The following is a 17,320-nucleotide window of genomic DNA, read 5'->3' as shown; positions in this document are numbered from 1 at the left end:
TCAGCCGGTCGCGCCGGCCTTCTCGACCGCCGCGCCGACGGCGGCGACGAGGTCCACGACGCGCGGGCCCCAGCGCGAGGCGATGTCGTCGTCGAGCGCCACGACACCGTTGGCCTGGACGGCCTTGGTCTTGTCCCAGCCCGGACGCTTGGCCACGGCCGCGGCGTCCTGCTGGCAGCACTTCGAGTCGGCCAGGAAGACCAGGTCGGGGTTGGCCTGCACGATGTACTCGGTGGAGACCTGCGGGTAGCCGGAGCCGTCCTTGTCGGCCGGGTCGGCGATGTTCTGCAGGCCGAACAGCGCGTACACCTGGCCGATGAAGGTCTTCGACGTGGCGCTGTAGCCGGTGCTGTCGACCTCGTGGAAGTAGGTCAGCGGCTTCGCGGGCTTCTTGGTCTTCGCGACGACGTCGGCGATGTCCTTCTTCATCTTCGCCGTGACGTCGGCCGCCTCCTTGGCGTGGCCGGTGGCCGTGCCCAGGGTGTTGAACTGGGCGTACATGTCGTCGAAGGTCTTGGCCGCGGGCAGCTCGACGACCTTGATCTTGACCTTCTCGAGCTGCGCCTTCACGCCGTCGGTGTCGTTCGTGATGACGACCATGTCGGGCGCGTACTTGGTGATCGCCTCGACGTTCGGCTTGAAGCCGGACAGCGCGGTCTTCGGCGCGTCGGCCGGGAAGTTCGACTGGTCGTCGACGGCGACGACCTGCTTGCCGGCGCCTATCGCGTAGAGCATCTCGGTGGCGGTCGGCGCCAGCGAGACGATCTTCTTCGGGGCGTCGCCCGTGGCGGGCGCGGCCGAACCGCCGGCCGCGGACGACGGCGCGCCCGAGCTCTTCTGGTCGGCCTTCTGGTCGTCCTTCTTGTCGTCGCCGCAGCCGGTCAGGACGACGGCCCCGAGCAGCACGGCGGCGCCGGAGCGCAACAGGACGGCGGACTTCATCGGTGGATCTCCCGCGGGAAACCACGGGGGAGGGGACGCAGGACCCGTGGACACAGCGCCCTTCCTACGAGGGCCGATGTCGTCGACGCAGGCGAGGCGACCTGGCTCGTCCCCGGCGCGCGGGCAGGGGCATCTCAGTTGCGGGACAGCGCCGGGATCACACCGGACTTCGCTGCACACTGCGTCAGTGGCGGAACGGTTCCGCCGAATCCAGGACGATACCAACCCCCGGAATCGGCATACGGTAGCGGGGAGGACGCCTACAGCGAGACCGCGAGGAACACCGTCATGACCGTGTACGACATCCGCCCCGCGAGCGGCCGATTCCGCACCGACACCGACTGGCTCCGGTCGCGGCACAGCTTCTCCTTCAGCCGGCACTACGACCCGGCCAACACGCACTTCGGGATGCTCCTGGTCAGCAACGACGACGTGGTCGCGCCGGGTACCGGCTTCGACACGCATCCGCACCGCGACATGGAGATCGTCACGTGGGTGCTGTCCGGCTCCCTCGTCCACCAGGACTCCGAGGGGCACAACGGCGTCATCCACCCGGGGCTCGCGCAGCGCATGAGCGCGGGCAGCGGCATCCTCCACTCCGAGAAGAACGACCACTTCGAGGCGGCCGGCCTCGACCCGGTGCGCTTCGTCCAGATGTGGGTCCTCCCCGACGAGGCGGGCATCACGCCCGGCTACGAGCAGCTGGACGTGACGTCCCAGCTCGACGCCGGCGGCCTCGTCCCGGTCGCCTCCGGCCGCCCGGGCCACGACGCCGCGATCCGCATCCACCAGAAGGACGCCGCCCTCCACGTCGCCCGCCTGGCCCCCGGTGAATCCGTCGCCCTGCCGACCGCCCCCTTCGTCCACCTGTTCGTCGCCAAGGGCGCCGTAACCCTCGAAGGCGCCGGCCCCCTGGACGAAGGCGACGCCGCCCGCATCACCGCCGCCGAAGGCCAGCACCTGACCGCGACCGCCCCGGCAGAGGTCCTGCTCTGGGAGATGCACGCCACCCCCGGCGCGGCCTGACCCGCCCCACCTTTGGTCAGGCTTGACGTTGTCCGCGTCCGACGCCGGGCCTTTCCTCGCCGCGCACCGGTCCCCGACGGGCAACGCCGCCGGCGCGCGAGAGCCTGCCTCCAGGGCGTCGGCGCCGCGCGGCCTGGCACAACACGCCGCGCGTGACCCGGCCTGCGCGCGGCGTGGGGCCTCGGCGTGACGCGCTCTCGACGCGGACCCGGCATCGCCTACCGCCTGCGCCTGCGCGAGGTCGTCAGGCCGCGGCGTGGGCCTCGGCCTGACGCGCTCTCGACGCGGACCCGGCATCGCCTGCCGCCTGCGCCGGCGCCTGCGCGAGGTCGTCAGGCCGCGGCGTGGGCCTCGGCGTGACGCGCTCTCGACGCGGACCCGGCATCGCCTGCCGCCTGCGCCGGCGCCTGCGCGAGGTCGTCAGGATCCCGCTGCGCGCGGTCGTCGATGAGGTCGAGCCGGCCTGCTGCGCCGAGGCCGGTCGGTTCGTCGAGGACGAGCTCGCCCGCGCACCCGACTCCCTCTACCCCGGGGCCGCGCCGACCGCGAACCTTGTGCCGGTAGTGGGCCCGCCGCTCGATCAGCCCGCGGTCGGTCAGGCGCTTGACCGGGCCGACCGCGTTCTGCGGTGCGACACCCCGGTCGCGGGCCGGTTCAGCGCCCGTGACACCCGGCCTGTCGCGTTGAGCGGGTGCGTCGCGTCGGGGCCGCAGGCCGGGGGCGATCTCGGGCGAGCCTTCCTTCCCTGCCTTTACAGTTGCGGCAAATGCCTGCGCTCGGGGGAGAGGCGGTCTCGTGGATCCGATTTCCATGACGGTCATCGCGGGGGCCGTGGGGGCGGCCGCCAATGGGGCTGCTGGGGAGGCCGGGAAAGGGGCGTGGGCCACGCTCGTCGGGCTCGTCGGGCGGCTGCGGGGCGGGCGCGGGGCGTCGTCGGCCGGTGCGGGTGCGCAAGGCGTGGCCGAGGCGTTGAGCGAACGGGCCGGCCGGGACGCCGGGTTCGCCGACGAGGTGCGCGGCTGGCTGGCCGAGGTGGACGGGATCGGCGGTGTCGCTCCTGAGCAACTTCCGCCCGGGGCCGTCGGGTTCGTCGACCGTGACGGTGAACGCGCCGCGATGACGGCGGTACTCGCACGCTCGGGTGTCGCGGGCCGTGCTCCGGTGGTGCTGCTCAGCGGGTTCGGCGGGGTCGGCAAGAGTGCTCTCGGCGTGGAGTGGGCACGCGACGTCCAGGAGCGGTTCCCGGGCGGGCGGTTGTACGCGGACCTGGGTGCGCTCGCCGGTCCCGGCGGAACCGTCGAGGTCGCGGATGTGCTGGCCCAGTTCTTGCGCGGGCTCGGTGTCCCGGACCCGGAGATCCCGTCGGGCGCGGCCGAACGCGCGGCGATGTACCGGTCGGTGACGGCGGGTTCGCGGGTGTGCGTGCTGCTCGACGACGTGTCGTTCGCCGCGCAGGTCGACGCGCTGCTCCCGGCGTCGGCCGACAGTGTGGTCGTGGCGACGAGCCACTGGCGGTTGGAGGAACTCGCCGCCGACGGCGCCACCGTGTTGCCGGTGGGCCCGTTGGCGGTGGAGCACGGGGTCGCGTTGTTGGCCGGGCTCATCGGGCGCGACCGCGTCGACGCCGAGCCCGAACGGGCCGCCGAACTGGTGCGGCTATGCGGCGGGTTGCCGATCGCGGTGCGCACGGTCGCCGGGGTGCTGGCGGTTCGGCCGGGTCGCAGTCTCGCCGAGCAGGCCGGGCAACTCGCGGACGAGGACGGCCGGCTGGCGGCCCTCGCGCGCGACGGCCGGCCCGTCGTCCAGCCGGTCTGGGACGCCGCGTACCGCGCGCTGCCCGAGTCCGCCGCGCGTACCTACCGCCTGCTGGCCCTGCATCCCGGGCCCGACTTCACGTCCGACGCGGTGGGTGCGCTGACCGGCGATCCGATGGCGTCGGTGCGCGGCGCGCTCGACGCGTTGTGCCGTGCGAACCTCCTGGAGGAGGGCCGCGAGGGCCGCTACGCCTTCCACGACCTGGTGCGGTTGCACGCCCTCGGCCTCGTCGGAAGCGACCCCGAGGCGGACGCCGCCGCGCGGCGGGCGGTCGCGTGGTACCTGGGGCGTGCCGCGGCCGCCGACCACGTGGCGCAGGGCGACCGCATGCGCCTGGCGGGCGTCGCGCCGGTCGGCGGCTTCGCGGGCAAGGAGGCCGCGCTGGCGTGGCTGGCCGCCGAGCGGCTCAACCTGGTCGCGTGCGTCCGGATCTCGGTCGAGCGCGGTTGGGACGACCTCGCCTGGCGCCTGTGCGAGCCGCTCTGGGCGTTGTTCCTGCACCGGGCGCACTACGGCGACTGGATCGACACGCACCGTGCCGGGATCGACGCGGCGGTGCGTGAGGGCGACGCCCGGGCCGCCGTGCGGGTGCGCTGCCAGCTGTCGCGCGCGTACGTGGAGCTCGGTCGCCTGGACGACGCGCGGGTGCTGCTGGCCGGGGCCGCCGACGAGGCGCTGGGGGCGGGGGACCGGCGGCTGGCCGCGTCGGCGTGGGAGTTCACCGGCAAGGTGCACCTCGCGGCGCACGCGCACGCGGCTGCCCCGGCTGTCGCTGCTCGCGAACTCGTGCAAGCACGACGTGAGTTCGAGCGCTCCCTCGCGGTCAACGAGGAGATCGGCAGTCGCCGTGGGGCGATGCTCCAGCGTTATCACCTGGCACAGGTCCGGGCTCGCGAGGGCGATCCGGCCGGGGCGGTTGCCGCGTTCGACGAGGCCCGCACGACCGCGGATGCGCTGGGGGACGAGCGCATGGTGGGTCGCATCGAGACGGGACGCGGGCTCGCGCTCGCCGCCCTCGGCCGCGCCGCCGAGGCGGAGGCCGCCTTCGTCGCGGCCGCCGACGTCATGCAGCGCCGCCACGCGTACGCCGACGAGGCGTCCGCGCTGGAGCCGTTGGTCGGCCTGGTCCTGGCGAACGGCCGCGTGAGCGACGCCCGCGGCTTCTTGATGCGCCTCGCCGACGCGTACCGCCGCTCGGGCAGCCCCAAGGCCACCGAGGCCCTCCGCCGGCTCGCCGAATTGCCCTAACGCCAAGCATTTTCGAGCCGAATCGAAATCACGCCCGGGTCGATTCCGATGAGGCACCGGAAAGTTCCTCCCGCGCGATGTGAACGCCAGCCGCGAAACCCATGTAACATCGCAGCGTTCACCATTGGGGGGAAACCATGTTGGACTCATCAGCCGTGGGCGTCCGCCCGCGGGCTGGCGCCGCCGCACGTCCTGATTCCGGTGGCGCCCGCGACTACGGCGGCCCGTGCCGCGCGCATCCGCGGGCTCCCGTGCCCGCCCACGTCCGTCGGCCGCACGCGTGTGCCCCGCCGCCGTATTCGGCGTCGCCGCAGGTCCGGCCGGGCCCGCCGGACCGACGCGGCCGTCCCGTAGCGGTGTAACCCGCCGCCTCTTCGCCTCACCGCGACCTCACCCGCATGCCGTCCCGGCATGCCGCTTCCGCGGAATTCCTCCTGCCCCGGCAGCATGCCGAAGCAGGCCCTGGTCAGGCTTTGCCGCCCCCGAATTCGGCATGCCCCGCGGCCTTTCACGCTGCCCGAAATCGGCGTGCCCTAATCCCCGTGCGCTCTTTGGAGTTCGCTTTGCGCCGTTCCCTTTCCGTCTCCGCGACGGCCTCACTTCTCGTCACCGCTCCCGCGTTCGTCGTCCTCGGAAGCGGTACCGCGCACGCTGCGCCCGCGCTGCACGTGCAGACCACCGCGCCCGCCGTGCTGGGCATCGCCGGCGAGTCGACGCCCATCACCGTCAAGGCGTCCGCGAGCGGCGGCCAGGCCACCGCGGAACTCGGCGTCAAGCTCACCGGCGTCGACCTCGGCGCCGCGCTCGGCGGCCTGAACTCCGACACCGTGCAGCTCAGCTGGCAGGACGGCAACACGTGGCGCCGACTCGACGTCGCCCCCGCCGGGTCCGACGCCGTCACCGCGACGCTGCCCAAGCGCGCCCTCGGTCCCGACGCGCAGACGCTCTCCCTTCGTCTGCGCGTCGCCCCCAAACAGGTCAAGGGAAAGACCGCGACGTTCGACCCGTCGGCGCCCAAGCCCAAGGACCCGGCCAACCCCTACGGGCGGATCGTGCTCACGACGACGCTCCGCCCGGTCGACCTGCCCGGCACGGAAGCCGCCACCGACCAGGACGACGTCCGGCTCGGGGCGCCGACGATCGCTTTGGTCGGACTCCCCGGCACGTACACCCCCGGCGGCCCGCCCAAGGAGTTCCGCGTCAAGGTCGACAACCCGACGGACTCCGAATACCGCGACATGATGGCCGTGTTCGGCTTCGAACTGGCGGGCGGCAACGACAAGTCGCTGCTGACCATGGAGTACGGCACGGACAGCGGCAAATGGCGGGCGGTCGTCGCGCGCGACGTCGCCGGGGGATGCGGGATGAGCAACACGCTGCCCAAATTCCTCGAGCTGGCACCGCACGCCGGCACGGAGGAGCGCCTGCGCATGACGGTCGCCGCGGCGGCCAAGCCCGGCGCGGGTGTCATGTCCGCCGCCCTCGACGTGAGCCCGGGCCCCGACGGGGCGATCGCGGAATTCTGCGGCGAGCACGGGCCGCTCACCATCGCGGCCGAGGGCGGAACCCCCACGACCACCCCGCCCGCGACGACCCCGGCTCCGGGCGGCGGCGCGACCCCGGCCGACTCCGGAGCGTCGACGCCCGACGCGGGCCCGCGCCTCGCCGAGACCGGCTCCGACAGCGGCACGGGCGGCTACATGGTGGCGGGCGCGGCGGCGCTCGCGGCGGCCGGTGCCGGCGCTGTGTTCGCGGTGCGCCGGCGCCGCGCGTGACCGTTCCGCCGACACCCGGTTCCGCCGGGTGACGACGCGGCCGCGAGGCCGCACACCGACCGCCCGGTCCTGTCCCGTGTCCCCGTCACGGGACAGGATCGGGCACGTTCTACCCGGATTCAGTACGACGTGAACGCGACGCGGACACGATCGCTCGCGACGTGCAGCACCGCCTCGGCCGGGAGCGGCTGTCGGCCGCCGAGCGTCAGCGCGTACGCCAGCGATGCGAACAGCGTTGGATCACACGGCGTTTCGCTGTGCGCCACGATCCGCGCGCCGCCCCGGGTGCGGATGTCGCACCCCTGGGCCACGACCGCCGCGAAGCGCGCGCCGGGGTGGTCGGCCAGAGCCCTGGCCGCCCAGTCCGGTGCCGCCGGGCCGCGGTGCAGCAGGACGTCGGCGGACTGGACGGCGCCGAGCACCGGTTCCTCGACGTCCGAGACCAAGTGCCGTAGGCCGGCGCCCACTTCGTACGGATCGGCGAGCCGCGCAGGGAAGCGCTCGATCCGGACGACACCGCTCCCGGGCTCCACGTGCGCGTGCACCCGGTGGGTGTGAACCGGCTCGATTCGCGCCTCCGGCCGGGCGACCGCGTACACGGCGGCGGGGCCGGGCGGTTCGGCGAGGCCGAGCACGTCGTACAGCACGGTCCGCAGCGCCGCGTGAGCGCCGTCGACATTGTCGAACCAATCCGTGCGCACCGGCGGCGGGTTCCGCAGCGCGTCCTCGACGTGCTCCCTGAGACCGGGGCCGGACGCCAGGACCGGGGCCTTGCGGGCGAGTTCGGCCATCGGGCTGTCGCCGGTGACCTCGCCGGGGTCGAAGCCGGCGAGCAGCACGGGACGCCCCAGCGCCGCCGCGTACAGCGTGACCGAGCCGTGGTCGCCGACGACCAGGTCGGACGCGACGAGGCCGGCCCGCCACCCGTCCCGCGGCGGCAGCACGACCAGGCCGGACTCGCGGGCCGCCGTCAGCCAGCCCGTGCACGAGTACGCGCCGTGCCCCTCCCAGACGTTGGGGTGCTGGACGAGCGCCACCCGGAAGTCGTCGGCGGGCAGCACCGCGAGGAGTTCGTCGACCAGCGCGGGGCGTCCGCGCAGCTGTGAGCCCGGTCCCCAGGTCGCGGTGACGAGGACGAGCCGTTGGTGGTCGCCGACGCCGAGCGCGGCGCGGTACCGGTCGCGCCACATGGCGCCGGCCCGCATACGGTCGAGGCACGGATCGCCGACCACGACGGCGCGCGGCGCGGCGTCGGGACACAGCCGTTCCAGGCGGGCCCGCTGCTCGCGGTGCCCGAGCAGCACGGTCCTCGGCACGACCCGCCCGTCGTGGGTGAGCTGCTCGGCCGCGAGCCCGGACGCGGTCGCGGCGTCGTCCGGGCGCAGCCGCCGGCTGTGCCCGGCGCCGTGCGGCATGACGATCACCGGCGCGTCCAGCCGGTGCAGGTCGCCGTTGGCGCTCGCGGTCAACGCCAGGTCGAACCGCGTCGCGACGGCCTGCTCCCACGGCAGCACACGCGCCCCGCAGGCGCGCAGGAACGGGGCGACGGCGTCCTCGTACGCCGAACCCGGCACCACCGTGAAGACCGTCTCGACCCGTCGGTCCCCGGCGAGGAGCGGCAGGACGTCGTCGATCAGCCGGTACGCGCAGGTGGTGGTGCGCACGGCGGCCAGCACCAGCCGGTCGGGCCGCACCGTGCGGCGCTCGGCCGCGTCGGGGCCGACCGGGACGCGTATCCAGTCGTCGCCGCTCACCGGCGGGTCCGGCCGTGAGCGCAGGCCGCCGCCCGAACGCCGGCCCGCGGGGTCGACCCGCCGCTAACACCCGCCCGGTACCGGCCTTCGTCCGCTACTGCACTTCCCGGCTCCCGGCTCCCGGCTCCCGGCTCCCGGCTCCCGGCTCCCGGCTCCCGGCTCCCGGCTCCCGGCTCCCGGCTCCCGGCTCCCGGCTCCCGGCTCCCGGCTCCCGGCTCCCGGCTCCCGGCTCCCGGCCAGCTTCGCCACGCTACCCGCGGGCCGCGCCGCGCGCCCGCGCGTGCCGCACGTTGGGCCGCACGCGCCCGAACCTGATCGTGGTGTGCCATGTCCCCCTCCGGCCCCGGCGTCCACGTGTCCTCCGTCTTTTGCCGACGTGCTGCGCGCCGTCGCTCCGCGAACGTCCGGACACCTTACCCACGGCTTGTTGACTGAAAGTCAACAACTGTGAGAGGTGTGGGGTGAACCGACGGCCACCCCGCGACGTAAGGACGAACCGGACGATGCCCACCGACCGCACGTACGACCTGGTCCTGTTCGGAGCGACCGGGTTCACCGGCGCGCTGACCGCCGAGTACCTCGCCCGCAACGCCCCCGCCGACTGCCGCTGGGCCCTCGCGGGGCGCTCGCGCGACAAGCTCGCCGCACTGCGCGACCGGCTCGCCGCCGTCGACCCCGCGTGCGCGGACCTGCCGCTGCTGATCGCCGACACCACCGACTCCGCGTCGCTGCGCGCCCTGGCCGCCGACACCCGCGTCGTCGCCACCACCGTCGGCCCGTACGTCACCTACGGCGCGCCGCTGGTCGCGGCGTGCGCCGAAGCCGGCACCGACTACCTCGACCTCACCGGCGAGCCCGAGTTCGTCGACCGCATGTACGTCGACCACCACGAGCAGGCCGTCCGCACCGGAGCCCGCCTGGTGCACGCCTGCGGCTTCGACTCCATCCCGCACGACCTCGGCGTCTACTACACGATGGCGCAGCTGCCCCATGACGTCCCGGTCAGGATCACCGGCTACGTCCGCGCGGGCGGCACGATGTCCGGCGGTACGTTCGCGTCCGCGCTGACCGCCTTCTCCCGGCTGCGCGCCACCCGCGACGCCGCACGCGCCAGGAAGCGGGCCGAGCCGCGCCCCGAAGGCCGCCGCGCCCGCGCGGTCGAGGGACGGCCGCGCCGGATCGCGCCGTCCGAGGTCGCCCCGCGCGGCGGCTGGGCCGTGCCGCTCCCGACGATCGACCCGCACATCGTCGCCCGTTCCGCCCGCGCCCTCGATGCTTACGGCCCCGACTTCACCTACACCCACTACGCGTCCGTGCGGCGGCTGCCCGTCGCCGTCGGCGGCGCCGTGGGCCTCGGCGCCCTCGTGGCGCTCGCCCAACTCGCCCCGGCGCGCCGCTTCCTGCAGTCCCGGCTCGCGCCCGGCGAGGGCCCCAGCGAGGAACGTCGCGCGAAGGCCTGGTTCAGCGTCCGCTTCGAGGCCGAGGCGGGCACTCCGGGCCGGAGCACCCGCGTCGTCACCGAGGTCGGCGGCGGCGACCCGGGCTACGGCGAGACCGCCAAGATGCTCGCCGAGTCCGCGCTGTGCCTGGCGTTCGACGACCTGCCGAAGACGTCCGGCCAGGTCACCACCGCCGTCGCGATGGGCGACGCGCTCCTCGCCCGCCTCCAGCGCGCCGGCCTCGTCTTCCGTCGGCTCGACGCCGAGCCGAAGGGCACGCCGTCCAAGAAGTGACCCGCAGCCCGGCCCGGGGCGCCCGCAGATGCGGGGCGCCGTGCCCTGCCCGTGAGCCGCGTCGCGTTCCCGCCATTTCCGCGCGTCGCCTCGCTCCCGGCCGTTTTTAGACTTGCTTCGAGTGCCCTCTAACTCTTTAGCGTCTGCGTAAGGCCGCCGCCGACCGCGGGCGGCCGACCGCCACTCTGGAGGCGTCTATGTCCGTTGCCCAAGACCTGTCGGGTCCGGCCCTGCCCGCCGACCCCGCGGTTCCCGCGGAGGACGAGGTCGGCCGCTACCCGATCAGCGAGGTCGTCGAGCGCACCGGGCTCAGCGCGCACACCCTGCGCTGGTACGAGCGGATCGGCCTGTTGCCGCAGGTCGGCCGCGAGGCGTCCCGGAGCGGCGGCGGGCAGACGGGCCGCCGGCTGTACAGCGAACGCGACCTGGCGTTCCTGGCGTTCGTCGGCAAGCTGCGCGCGACCGGCATGCCGGTCGCCGAGATGATCCAGTACGGCGAGCTCGCCCGCGAGGGCGCGCACACCATCGAGGCACGCCGGCAGATGCTCATCGCGCACCGAGCCGAGGTGCGCGAGCGGATCGCCGACCTGACCGCCTGCCTGATGGTCCTCGACTGCAAGGTCGAGCTGTACACGCGGCTGCGCGACGAGTCGGGCGTCCCGCAGACCGTGCCGACGGCCGACTGACCGGCCCGGGCGGCGACCCGCCGCCCGGGGCACGGGACGACGTGACCGCGCGACCACCCACACGCGACCACCGAAGACGACGGGACACAACGACGATGCGAACCACGACCCTCGGCGACAACGGCCCCGAGACCTCTGTGCAGGGCCTGGGCTGCATGGGCATGAGCGACTTCTACGTCGGCGCCGGCGCCGAGCGCGGCGAGTCGCTCGCCACCCTGGAGCGCGCGCTCGAGCTGGGCGTCACGCACTGGGACACCTCGGACATGTACGGCACGGGCGCCAACGAGGAGCTGCTCGGCGAGTTCTTCGCGGGCGGCTCGGGCCGCCGCGAACGCGTGCTGCTGGCCACCAAGTTCGGCATCGACCGGCATGCCGAGCAGGGCGGGCGCGACGTGCGCGGCGACGCCGCGTACGTCAGGGCCGCCGCGGACGCCAGCCTCAAGCGGCTCGGCGTCGACGTCATCGACCTCTACTACATGCACCGCCGCGACACCGCCGTGCCGATCGAGGAGACCGTCGGCGCGATGGCCGAGCTGGTGCGGGCGGGCAAGGTCAGGCACCTCGGGCTGTCCGAGGTGACCGGCGCGGAGATCCGGGCGGCCGCCGCCGTCCACCCGATCGCCGCCATCCAGTCCGAGTGGTCGCTGTTCGCCCGGGACATCGAGGACGGCGTGGTGCCGGCGGCGCGCGAGGCCGGCGCGGCGCTCGTGGCGTACTCGCCGCTGGGCCGGGGCTTCCTCAGCGGGAAGTACGCGTCGTTCGAAGAGCTGCCGGAGGGCGACACCCGCCGCCTCCAGCCGCGCTTCAACGGCGAGAACGCCCGCACCAACGCGGCGCTTCTCGCTCCCCTCCGCGCGATCGCCGAATCGCGCGGGATCACCCCGGCCCAGGTGGCCCTCGCCTGGCTGCAGCAGCGTGCCGAGGTGTGCGGTCTGCCGGTGGTCCCGATCCCCGGCACGACCAAGCGTACGCGTCTCGAAGAGAACGCGGCCGCCGCGGACTTCACTCTTTCGGATGACGAACTCGCGTCGCTGGAGCCGATCTACGGCCAGGTCACCGGCGACCGTTACCACACCATGCAGCACACGTACGTCGGCCCCGGCCGGATCTGAGCGGCGTCCGTCGGGACCGTGCGGCCCGCCCCGGCGGCGGGCCGCACGGTCCGTCCCGTCAGCCGCACGGGTCTCACAGAGCGCGACGCGCGTAGCCCCGATGATCACCCACCGTACGGAGAAGGTCACAACTCGGCCAAGTTCGCCGCCGTAGGGGTTGTCCGCCACCCCGCGCGGGGCGTAGCAACGGGAGATCGGCAGACGGAACGGTCACCCACGGGGGGTGCTGTGGCGGACGTTGTCCTGGACGGTGTCGGCAAGGTCTACCCCGACGGCACACGAGCCGTCGACACGCTCGATCTCTCAGTGACGGACGGGGAGTTCCTCGTCCTCGTCGGCCCCTCGGGCTGCGGCAAGACCACCGCGCTGCGCATGGTCGCCGGCCTGGAGGACATCAGCGAGGGCACCGTCCGGATCGGCGACCGCGTGGTGAACCGGGTGCCGTCCCGGGACCGCGACGTCGCCATGGTGTTCCAGAGCTACGCGCTCTACCCGCACCTCAACGTCCGCGACAACATCGGCTTCGGGCTGCGGTTACGCAAGATGCCGAAGGCCGAGATCGACCAGCGGGTGCTCGAGGCCGCCCGCACGCTCGGCCTCGAGGAGCATCTGCACCGCAAGCCCCGCCAGCTGTCCGGCGGCCAGCGCCAGCGCGTCGCCATGGGCCGCGCGATCGTCCGCCGCCCGCAGGCGTTCCTCATGGACGAGCCGCTGTCCAACCTCGACGCGAAGCTCCGCGTCCAGATGCGGGCACAGATCGCCCGCCTGACCCGCGACCTCGGCGTCACCACGCTGTACGTGACGCACGACCAGGTCGAGGCGATGACCCTGGGGGACCGGGTCGCCGTGATGCGCAAGGGCGTCCTCCAGCAGGTCGCGCCGCCGCAGGAGCTGTACGACCGGCCCGTGAACCTGTTCGTCGCCGGTTTCATCGGCTCGCCCGCGATGAACCTGTTCTCCGGCAGCCTTGAGTCACGCGCCGAGCCGAACGACCCGAAGGACGCCGCCGACGGCCCGCTGTCCGTCCGCATCGGCTCCCAGCGCCTCCACCTGCCGCCCGAACTGCTCGCCGCGCGGCCCGCGTTGCGCTACTACGTCGACCGCGAGGTGATCGTCGGCATCCGCCCCGAAGACCTGTACGACCTCGCCGACGAGGAAGCCCCGTTCGCCCGCGACCGCGACCCGGAGGGCGCGGTCCTGACCGCCGAGACCGACCTGGTGGAGTCGATGGGCTCCGAAGTGCACGTCCACGTGCGCCTCGACGCCCCGCCCGCCGTCACCGCCGACGTCCAGGAGCTCGCTGCGGACGTCGGGAACGAGGACCAGGTGCCCGACCCGCGCACCGCGTCCACCGAGGTGGTGGCCCGTTTCGGGCCGCGCACGCGGGTGCGCGAAGGCGACACGGCGCGGCTGCGGGTGGCCACCGACCGCATGCACTTCTTCGACCCGGAGACGGGCCTGTCCGTACGGATGAGGGAGAATTCGTGAGGCGATTCGTAGGTGCCGTGGCCGCCGCTTCCCTGCTCGCGGTCGGGCTCACCGCGTGCAGTGACGACAACGACAAGGGCTCCAACACGCCCTCCTCCGCCGCCTCGGGCCAGGGCTCCGGCCAGCAACTGCCGTCGCTGAAGGGCCAGACCGTCTCGGTCGCCGCCGTGTGGACGGGCGACGAGCAGGCCGCGTTCAAGAAGGTGCTGGCCGAGTTCGAGAAGCGCACCGGCGCCAAGACCGAGTTCGTGCCGACAGGCGACAGCGCGTCGGCGTTCCTCGGCACCCGGGTCGCCGGCGGCAACCCGCCGGACGTCGCGATCCTCGCGCAGCCGGGCGTGCTCAAGCAGTTCGCGCAGCAGGGCTGGATCAAGCCCCTCTCCGACGACGTGAAGAACACCGTCCAGCAGAACTTCTCGCCGCAGTGGCAGACCCTCGCCAGCTACCAGGACAAGCTCTACGGCGTCTACTACAAGGGCGCCAACAAGTCGCTGATCTGGTACAACGCCAAGGTCTACGACACGGCGGGCGCCAAGGAGAGCGCGACCTGGGACGACCTGCTCAAGAACGCCGCGCTGATCTCCGACTCCGGCACGCCGCCGTTCGCGATCGGCGGCGCGGACGGCTGGGTGCTCACCGACTGGTTCGAGAACATCTACCTCAGCCAGGCCGGCCCGGCGATGTACGACAAGCTGGCCAAGCACCAGATCCCGTGGACCGACCCGACGGTCGCCAAGGCCCTCGAGGTGCTCGGCCAGGTGTGGAGCCGCAACGACTGGCTGCCCGGCGGTTCGGGCGGCGCGCTGCAGACCGAGTTCCCGGCGTCCGTCACCCAGGCGTTCGGCGACCCGGCGAAGGCCGGCATGGTGCCCGGCGCCGACTTCATCGGCACCAACATCATCAAGAGCACCAAGGCGAAGATCGGCACCGACGCCAAGTTCTTCGGCTTCCCGGCCGTCGACAACGGCAAGGCGCCCGTGGTGACCGGCGGCGACGTCGCCGTCGCGATGAAGGACAGCGCGGGCGCGCAGGCGCTGCTCAACTTCCTGGCCTCGCCGGACGCCGCGAAGATCTGGGCCGAGCAGGGCGGCTACATCTCGCCCAACAAGAACCTCGACCCGGCCGCCTACCACGACGACGCGACCCGCAAGATCGCGGCCAACCTCATCGCCGCCGGCGACGACTTCCGCTTCGACATGTCCGACCAGGCGCCCGCCGCGTTCGGTGGCACCAAGGGCGAGGGCGAGTGGCGCGACCTGCAGGACTTCCTGCGCAAGCCCGACGACATCCCGGGCGCGCAGGCCAAGTTGGAGGCGGATGCCGCGAAGGCGTTCCAGGGTTCCTGACGGGTCTCCTCAGCGAAGGGACGGGACACCATGGCGGACGCCGCGGTACCGGCCCGCGAGGGCGGCGGCGCACCGGGGGACGCCGGACCCGGGACGGACGCGTCCGACTCCAAGGCCGCGGGGGACCAGCCCCGCGGCCCGGGGGCCGGCGCGCTGCTCGGCTGGCTGTTCCTGCTGCCCGCGCTCGTCGTGCTGGCCGTGCTGGTCGCGTACCCGATCGTGTGGTCGCTGGTGCGCAGCCTGTACGGCGCGGACGGCTGGTCGGACTTCACGGGGCTGCACAACTACAAGGAACTGTTCACCGACGACGACACGTTCACCGCGCTCAAGAACAACCTGATCTGGGTGCTCGTGGTCCCGGCCGTGGTCACGGCGCTCGGGCTGGTGTTCGCGGTGCTGACCGAACGGGTGCGCTTCGCCACGGCGTTCAAGCTGATCCTGTTCATGCCGATGGCCGTGTCCATGCTGGCGGCGGGCATCATCTTCCGCCTCGTGTACGACCACGACCCCGACAAGGGCGTCGCCAACGCGGTCGTCGTCGGCGTCCACGACGCGTTCTCCGAGGGCGCGCCCTACCCGGGCGCGCGGCCGCGCGGGAACGCCGGATTCGACGCGGCCGGCGGCGGGTTCGTCACCAAGGCCGCGACGCCCGCCGGCGGCACCGCGCTGCTGCCGCTCGTCGCGCTCACCGCCGACAAGGTGCCGTCCGACGCCCAGCCGGCGCCCCTCGCGCCGCCCGCGCCCGGTGCCGGCGTGTCCGGCGTCGTGTGGCTGGACTTCAGCCCCGGCAACGCCGGGACCCCGGGCCAGGTCGACCGCGGCGAGAAGGGCCTGCCCGGCGTGAAGATCGAGGCGGTGCGCGGCGGGCACACCGTGGGCTCGGCGACCACCCGCGCCGACGGCTCGTTCACGCTGCCGGCCTCCGCGACCAAGGGCGGCCCGGTGCAACTGCGGCTCGCCGAGTCGAACTTCGCCACGTCGTTCGGCGGCTACGACTGGCTCGGCCCCAGCCTGATCACGCCTGCGATCATCGGCGCGTACGTGTGGATGTGGGCGGGCTTCGCGATGGTCCTCATCGCGGCCGGCCTCGCCGCCATCCCGCGCGACGCCCTGGAGGCCGCGCGCGTCGACGGCGCCACCGAGTGGCAGGTCTTCCGGCGCGTCACCGTCCCGCTGCTCGCGCCGGTCCTCGCGGTCGTGATGGTCACCCTGGTCATCAACGTGCTCAAGGTCTTCGACCTGGTCTACATCGTGTCGCTCGGCTCGTCGCAGAAGGAGGCCAACGTCCTCGCGCTGCAGATGTACCTGGCCTCGTTCGGCGGCGGCAACAACCAGGGCCTCGGCAGCGCCATCGGCATCGTGCTGTTCCTGCTCGTGCTCCCGGCGATGCTGTTCAACATCCGCCGCTTCCGGAGGGAGAACCGGTGAGTGCCACGGTGACCGCGCCGACGGAGCCGACGGACGGCCCGGAGGTATCCGACGGCGGCATCAAACGCGGCCTCGCGTCCCGGATCGTCGCGCGCACCGGGGGCGGGCTGGTGTCCGTCGGGCTGGTCCTCGTCGCGCTGTTCTGGCTGATGCCGACGTTCGGCCTGCTGGTGTCGTCGCTGCGCGACCCCAAGGAGATGGACGGCTCCGGGTGGTGGAAGGTCTTCAGCTCACCCGGCCAACTCACCTGGGACAACTACGACAGCCTGCTGTCGAACGACGACATGATGCGGGCGTTCTTCAACACGATCTGGATCACCGTGCCGAGCACGGTCCTGGTCATCCTCATCGGCTCGTTCGCCGCGTACGCCTTCGCGTGGCTGGAGTTCCCCGGCCGCGACTGGCTGTTCCTCGTCGTCGTGGGGCTCCTCGTGGTGCCGGTGCAGGTCGCCCTCATCCCCATCGCCAAGCTGTACGGCGACACACATTTGTTCGGCACCATTACCGGCGTCGTGCTCTTCCACGTCGCCTTCGGCCTGCCGTTCGCGGTCTTCCTGCTGCGCAACTACTTCGCCGGCATCCCGCGCGACCTCCTCGAAGCGGCGCGCATGGACGGCGGCACCGACCTGACGATCTTCTTCCGCGTCGTCCTGCCGCTCGGCCTCCCGGCGATCGCGTCGCTCGCGATCTTCCAGTTCCTGTGGGTGTGGAACGACATGCTCGTCGCGCTGATCTACGCCGACACCGACTCCGCGCCGCTGACCGTCGCACTCCAGTCCCAGTCCCGGGCGTTCGGCTCCAACATCGAGGTCCTCGCGCCCGGCGCTTTCCTGTCGCTCATCGTGCCGCTGATGGTGTTCTTCGCCTTCCAGCGCTACTTCGTCCAGGGCGTCATGGCGGGCGCGGTGAAGTAGCCCCGCAGCCGGTCGATATAGGACGGGAACGTTCCGCATTCCGTCCTACAGTC

Annotated in this window: 13 protein-coding genes; 10 read left to right on the top strand and 3 right to left on the bottom strand. The window is 73.1% G+C overall.

Translation table 11 applies throughout. From position 1 onward, the window contains the following. Complete coding sequence (locus QI554_RS24140; protein WP_281472308.1) at positions 1–942, bottom strand: ABC transporter substrate-binding protein; 942 nt, start codon at positions 940–942, stop codon at positions 1–3. A gap of 288 nt (positions 943–1,230) precedes the next feature. Between QI554_RS24140 and QI554_RS24135 the strand changes: the two genes are divergently transcribed. Continuing rightward, positions 1,231–1,968 (top strand): pirin family protein, encoded by a 738-nt coding sequence (locus QI554_RS24135; protein WP_281472307.1) that lies wholly within the window; start codon positions 1,231–1,233, stop codon positions 1,966–1,968. Between the two features lie 332 nt (positions 1,969–2,300). On the opposite strand, the gene QI554_RS24130 is transcribed toward QI554_RS24135, so the two are convergent. Beyond that, positions 2,301–2,789 (bottom strand): MarR family transcriptional regulator, encoded by a 489-nt coding sequence (locus tag QI554_RS24130; protein ID WP_281472306.1) that lies wholly within the window; start codon positions 2,787–2,789, stop codon positions 2,301–2,303. Here QI554_RS24130 and QI554_RS24125 point away from each other — a divergent pair. Both QI554_RS24125 and QI554_RS24120 read left to right on the top strand, forming a co-directional pair. After that, on the top strand, positions 2,779–5,031 hold the full coding sequence (locus QI554_RS24125) for an NB-ARC domain-containing protein (RefSeq protein ID WP_281472305.1): 2,253 nt from the start codon (positions 2,779–2,781) through the stop codon (positions 5,029–5,031). The two genes, QI554_RS24130 and QI554_RS24125, sit on opposite strands and share 11 nt — an antisense overlap. A 563-nt stretch (positions 5,032–5,594) precedes the next feature. Then, positions 5,595–6,806 carry an LAETG motif-containing sortase-dependent surface protein gene (locus QI554_RS24120; RefSeq protein WP_281472304.1) on the top strand — a complete coding sequence of 404 codons (1,212 nt, stop codon included), beginning with the start codon at positions 5,595–5,597 and terminating at the stop codon, positions 6,804–6,806. 119 nt (positions 6,807–6,925) lie between these two features. On the opposite strand, the gene QI554_RS24115 is transcribed toward QI554_RS24120, so the two are convergent. Beyond that, positions 6,926–8,560 carry a hypothetical protein gene (locus QI554_RS24115; protein WP_281472303.1) on the bottom strand — a complete coding sequence of 545 codons (1,635 nt, stop codon included), beginning with the start codon at positions 8,558–8,560 and terminating at the stop codon, positions 6,926–6,928. A 503-nt stretch (positions 8,561–9,063) separates the two neighbouring features. On the opposite strand from QI554_RS24115, the gene QI554_RS24110 reads away from it, so the two are divergent. The 7 genes from QI554_RS24110 (at position 9,064) to QI554_RS24080 (ending at position 17,267) form a co-directional block, all read left to right on the top strand. Beyond that, positions 9,064–10,293 (top strand): saccharopine dehydrogenase family protein, encoded by a 1,230-nt coding sequence (locus tag QI554_RS24110; RefSeq protein WP_281472302.1) that lies wholly within the window; start codon positions 9,064–9,066, stop codon positions 10,291–10,293. A 197-nt stretch (positions 10,294–10,490) separates the two neighbouring features. Beyond that, positions 10,491–10,979: a MerR family transcriptional regulator gene (locus QI554_RS24105; protein WP_281472301.1), complete on the top strand. Its 489-nt coding sequence runs from the start codon at positions 10,491–10,493 to the stop codon at positions 10,977–10,979. A gap of 95 nt (positions 10,980–11,074) precedes the next feature. Next, positions 11,075–12,091: an aldo/keto reductase gene (locus QI554_RS24100; RefSeq protein WP_281472300.1), complete on the top strand. Its 1,017-nt coding sequence runs from the start codon at positions 11,075–11,077 to the stop codon at positions 12,089–12,091. A gap of 228 nt (positions 12,092–12,319) precedes the next feature. Continuing rightward, positions 12,320–13,579 carry an ABC transporter ATP-binding protein gene (locus QI554_RS24095; protein WP_281472299.1) on the top strand — a complete coding sequence of 420 codons (1,260 nt, stop codon included), beginning with the start codon at positions 12,320–12,322 and terminating at the stop codon, positions 13,577–13,579. Further along, complete coding sequence (locus tag QI554_RS24090) at positions 13,576–14,925, top strand: ABC transporter substrate-binding protein (RefSeq protein WP_281472298.1); 1,350 nt, start codon at positions 13,576–13,578, stop codon at positions 14,923–14,925. The genes QI554_RS24095 and QI554_RS24090 overlap by 4 nt, the downstream gene beginning before the upstream one ends. 30 nt (positions 14,926–14,955) lie before the next feature. After that, positions 14,956–16,353, top strand: coding sequence for a carbohydrate ABC transporter permease (locus tag QI554_RS24085; protein ID WP_281472297.1), 1,398 nt, complete (start codon positions 14,956–14,958; stop codon positions 16,351–16,353). Next, on the top strand, positions 16,350–17,267 hold the full coding sequence (locus QI554_RS24080; protein WP_425528040.1) for a carbohydrate ABC transporter permease: 918 nt from the start codon (positions 16,350–16,352) through the stop codon (positions 17,265–17,267). The genes QI554_RS24085 and QI554_RS24080 overlap by 4 nt, the downstream gene beginning before the upstream one ends. The last annotated feature ends 53 nt before the right edge of the window (positions 17,268–17,320 follow it).

Origin of the sequence: Yinghuangia seranimata (genome assembly GCF_029953285.1) — a bacterium.
In the GTDB taxonomy this organism is placed as follows: domain Bacteria; phylum Actinomycetota; class Actinomycetes; order Streptomycetales; family Streptomycetaceae; genus Yinghuangia; species Yinghuangia seranimata.
The sequence above is the reverse complement of the archived record's forward strand: the minus strand, read 5'-3'. Positions and strand labels throughout refer to the sequence as shown.

Bases quoted from the DNA above. Each gene is read 5' to 3' on its own strand.
- QI554_RS24105 (WP_281472301.1), top strand. From the start codon at position 10,491: ATGTCCGTTGCCCAAGACCTGTCGGGTCCGGCCCTGCCCGCCGACCCC.
- QI554_RS24140 (WP_281472308.1), bottom strand. From the start codon at position 942: ATGAAGTCCGCCGTCCTGTTGCGCTCCGGCGCCGCCGTGCTGCTCGGG.
- QI554_RS24100 (WP_281472300.1), top strand. From the start codon at position 11,075: ATGCGAACCACGACCCTCGGCGACAACGGCCCCGAGACCTCTGTGCAG.
- QI554_RS24085 (WP_281472297.1), top strand. From the start codon at position 14,956: ATGGCGGACGCCGCGGTACCGGCCCGCGAGGGCGGCGGCGCACCGGGG.
- QI554_RS24135 (WP_281472307.1), top strand. From the start codon at position 1,231: ATGACCGTGTACGACATCCGCCCCGCGAGCGGCCGATTCCGCACCGAC.
- QI554_RS24125 (WP_281472305.1), top strand. From the start codon at position 2,779: ATGACGGTCATCGCGGGGGCCGTGGGGGCGGCCGCCAATGGGGCTGCT.
- QI554_RS24130 (WP_281472306.1), bottom strand. From the start codon at position 2,789: ATGACCGTCATGGAAATCGGATCCACGAGACCGCCTCTCCCCCGAGCG.
- QI554_RS24110 (WP_281472302.1), top strand. From the start codon at position 9,064: ATGCCCACCGACCGCACGTACGACCTGGTCCTGTTCGGAGCGACCGGG.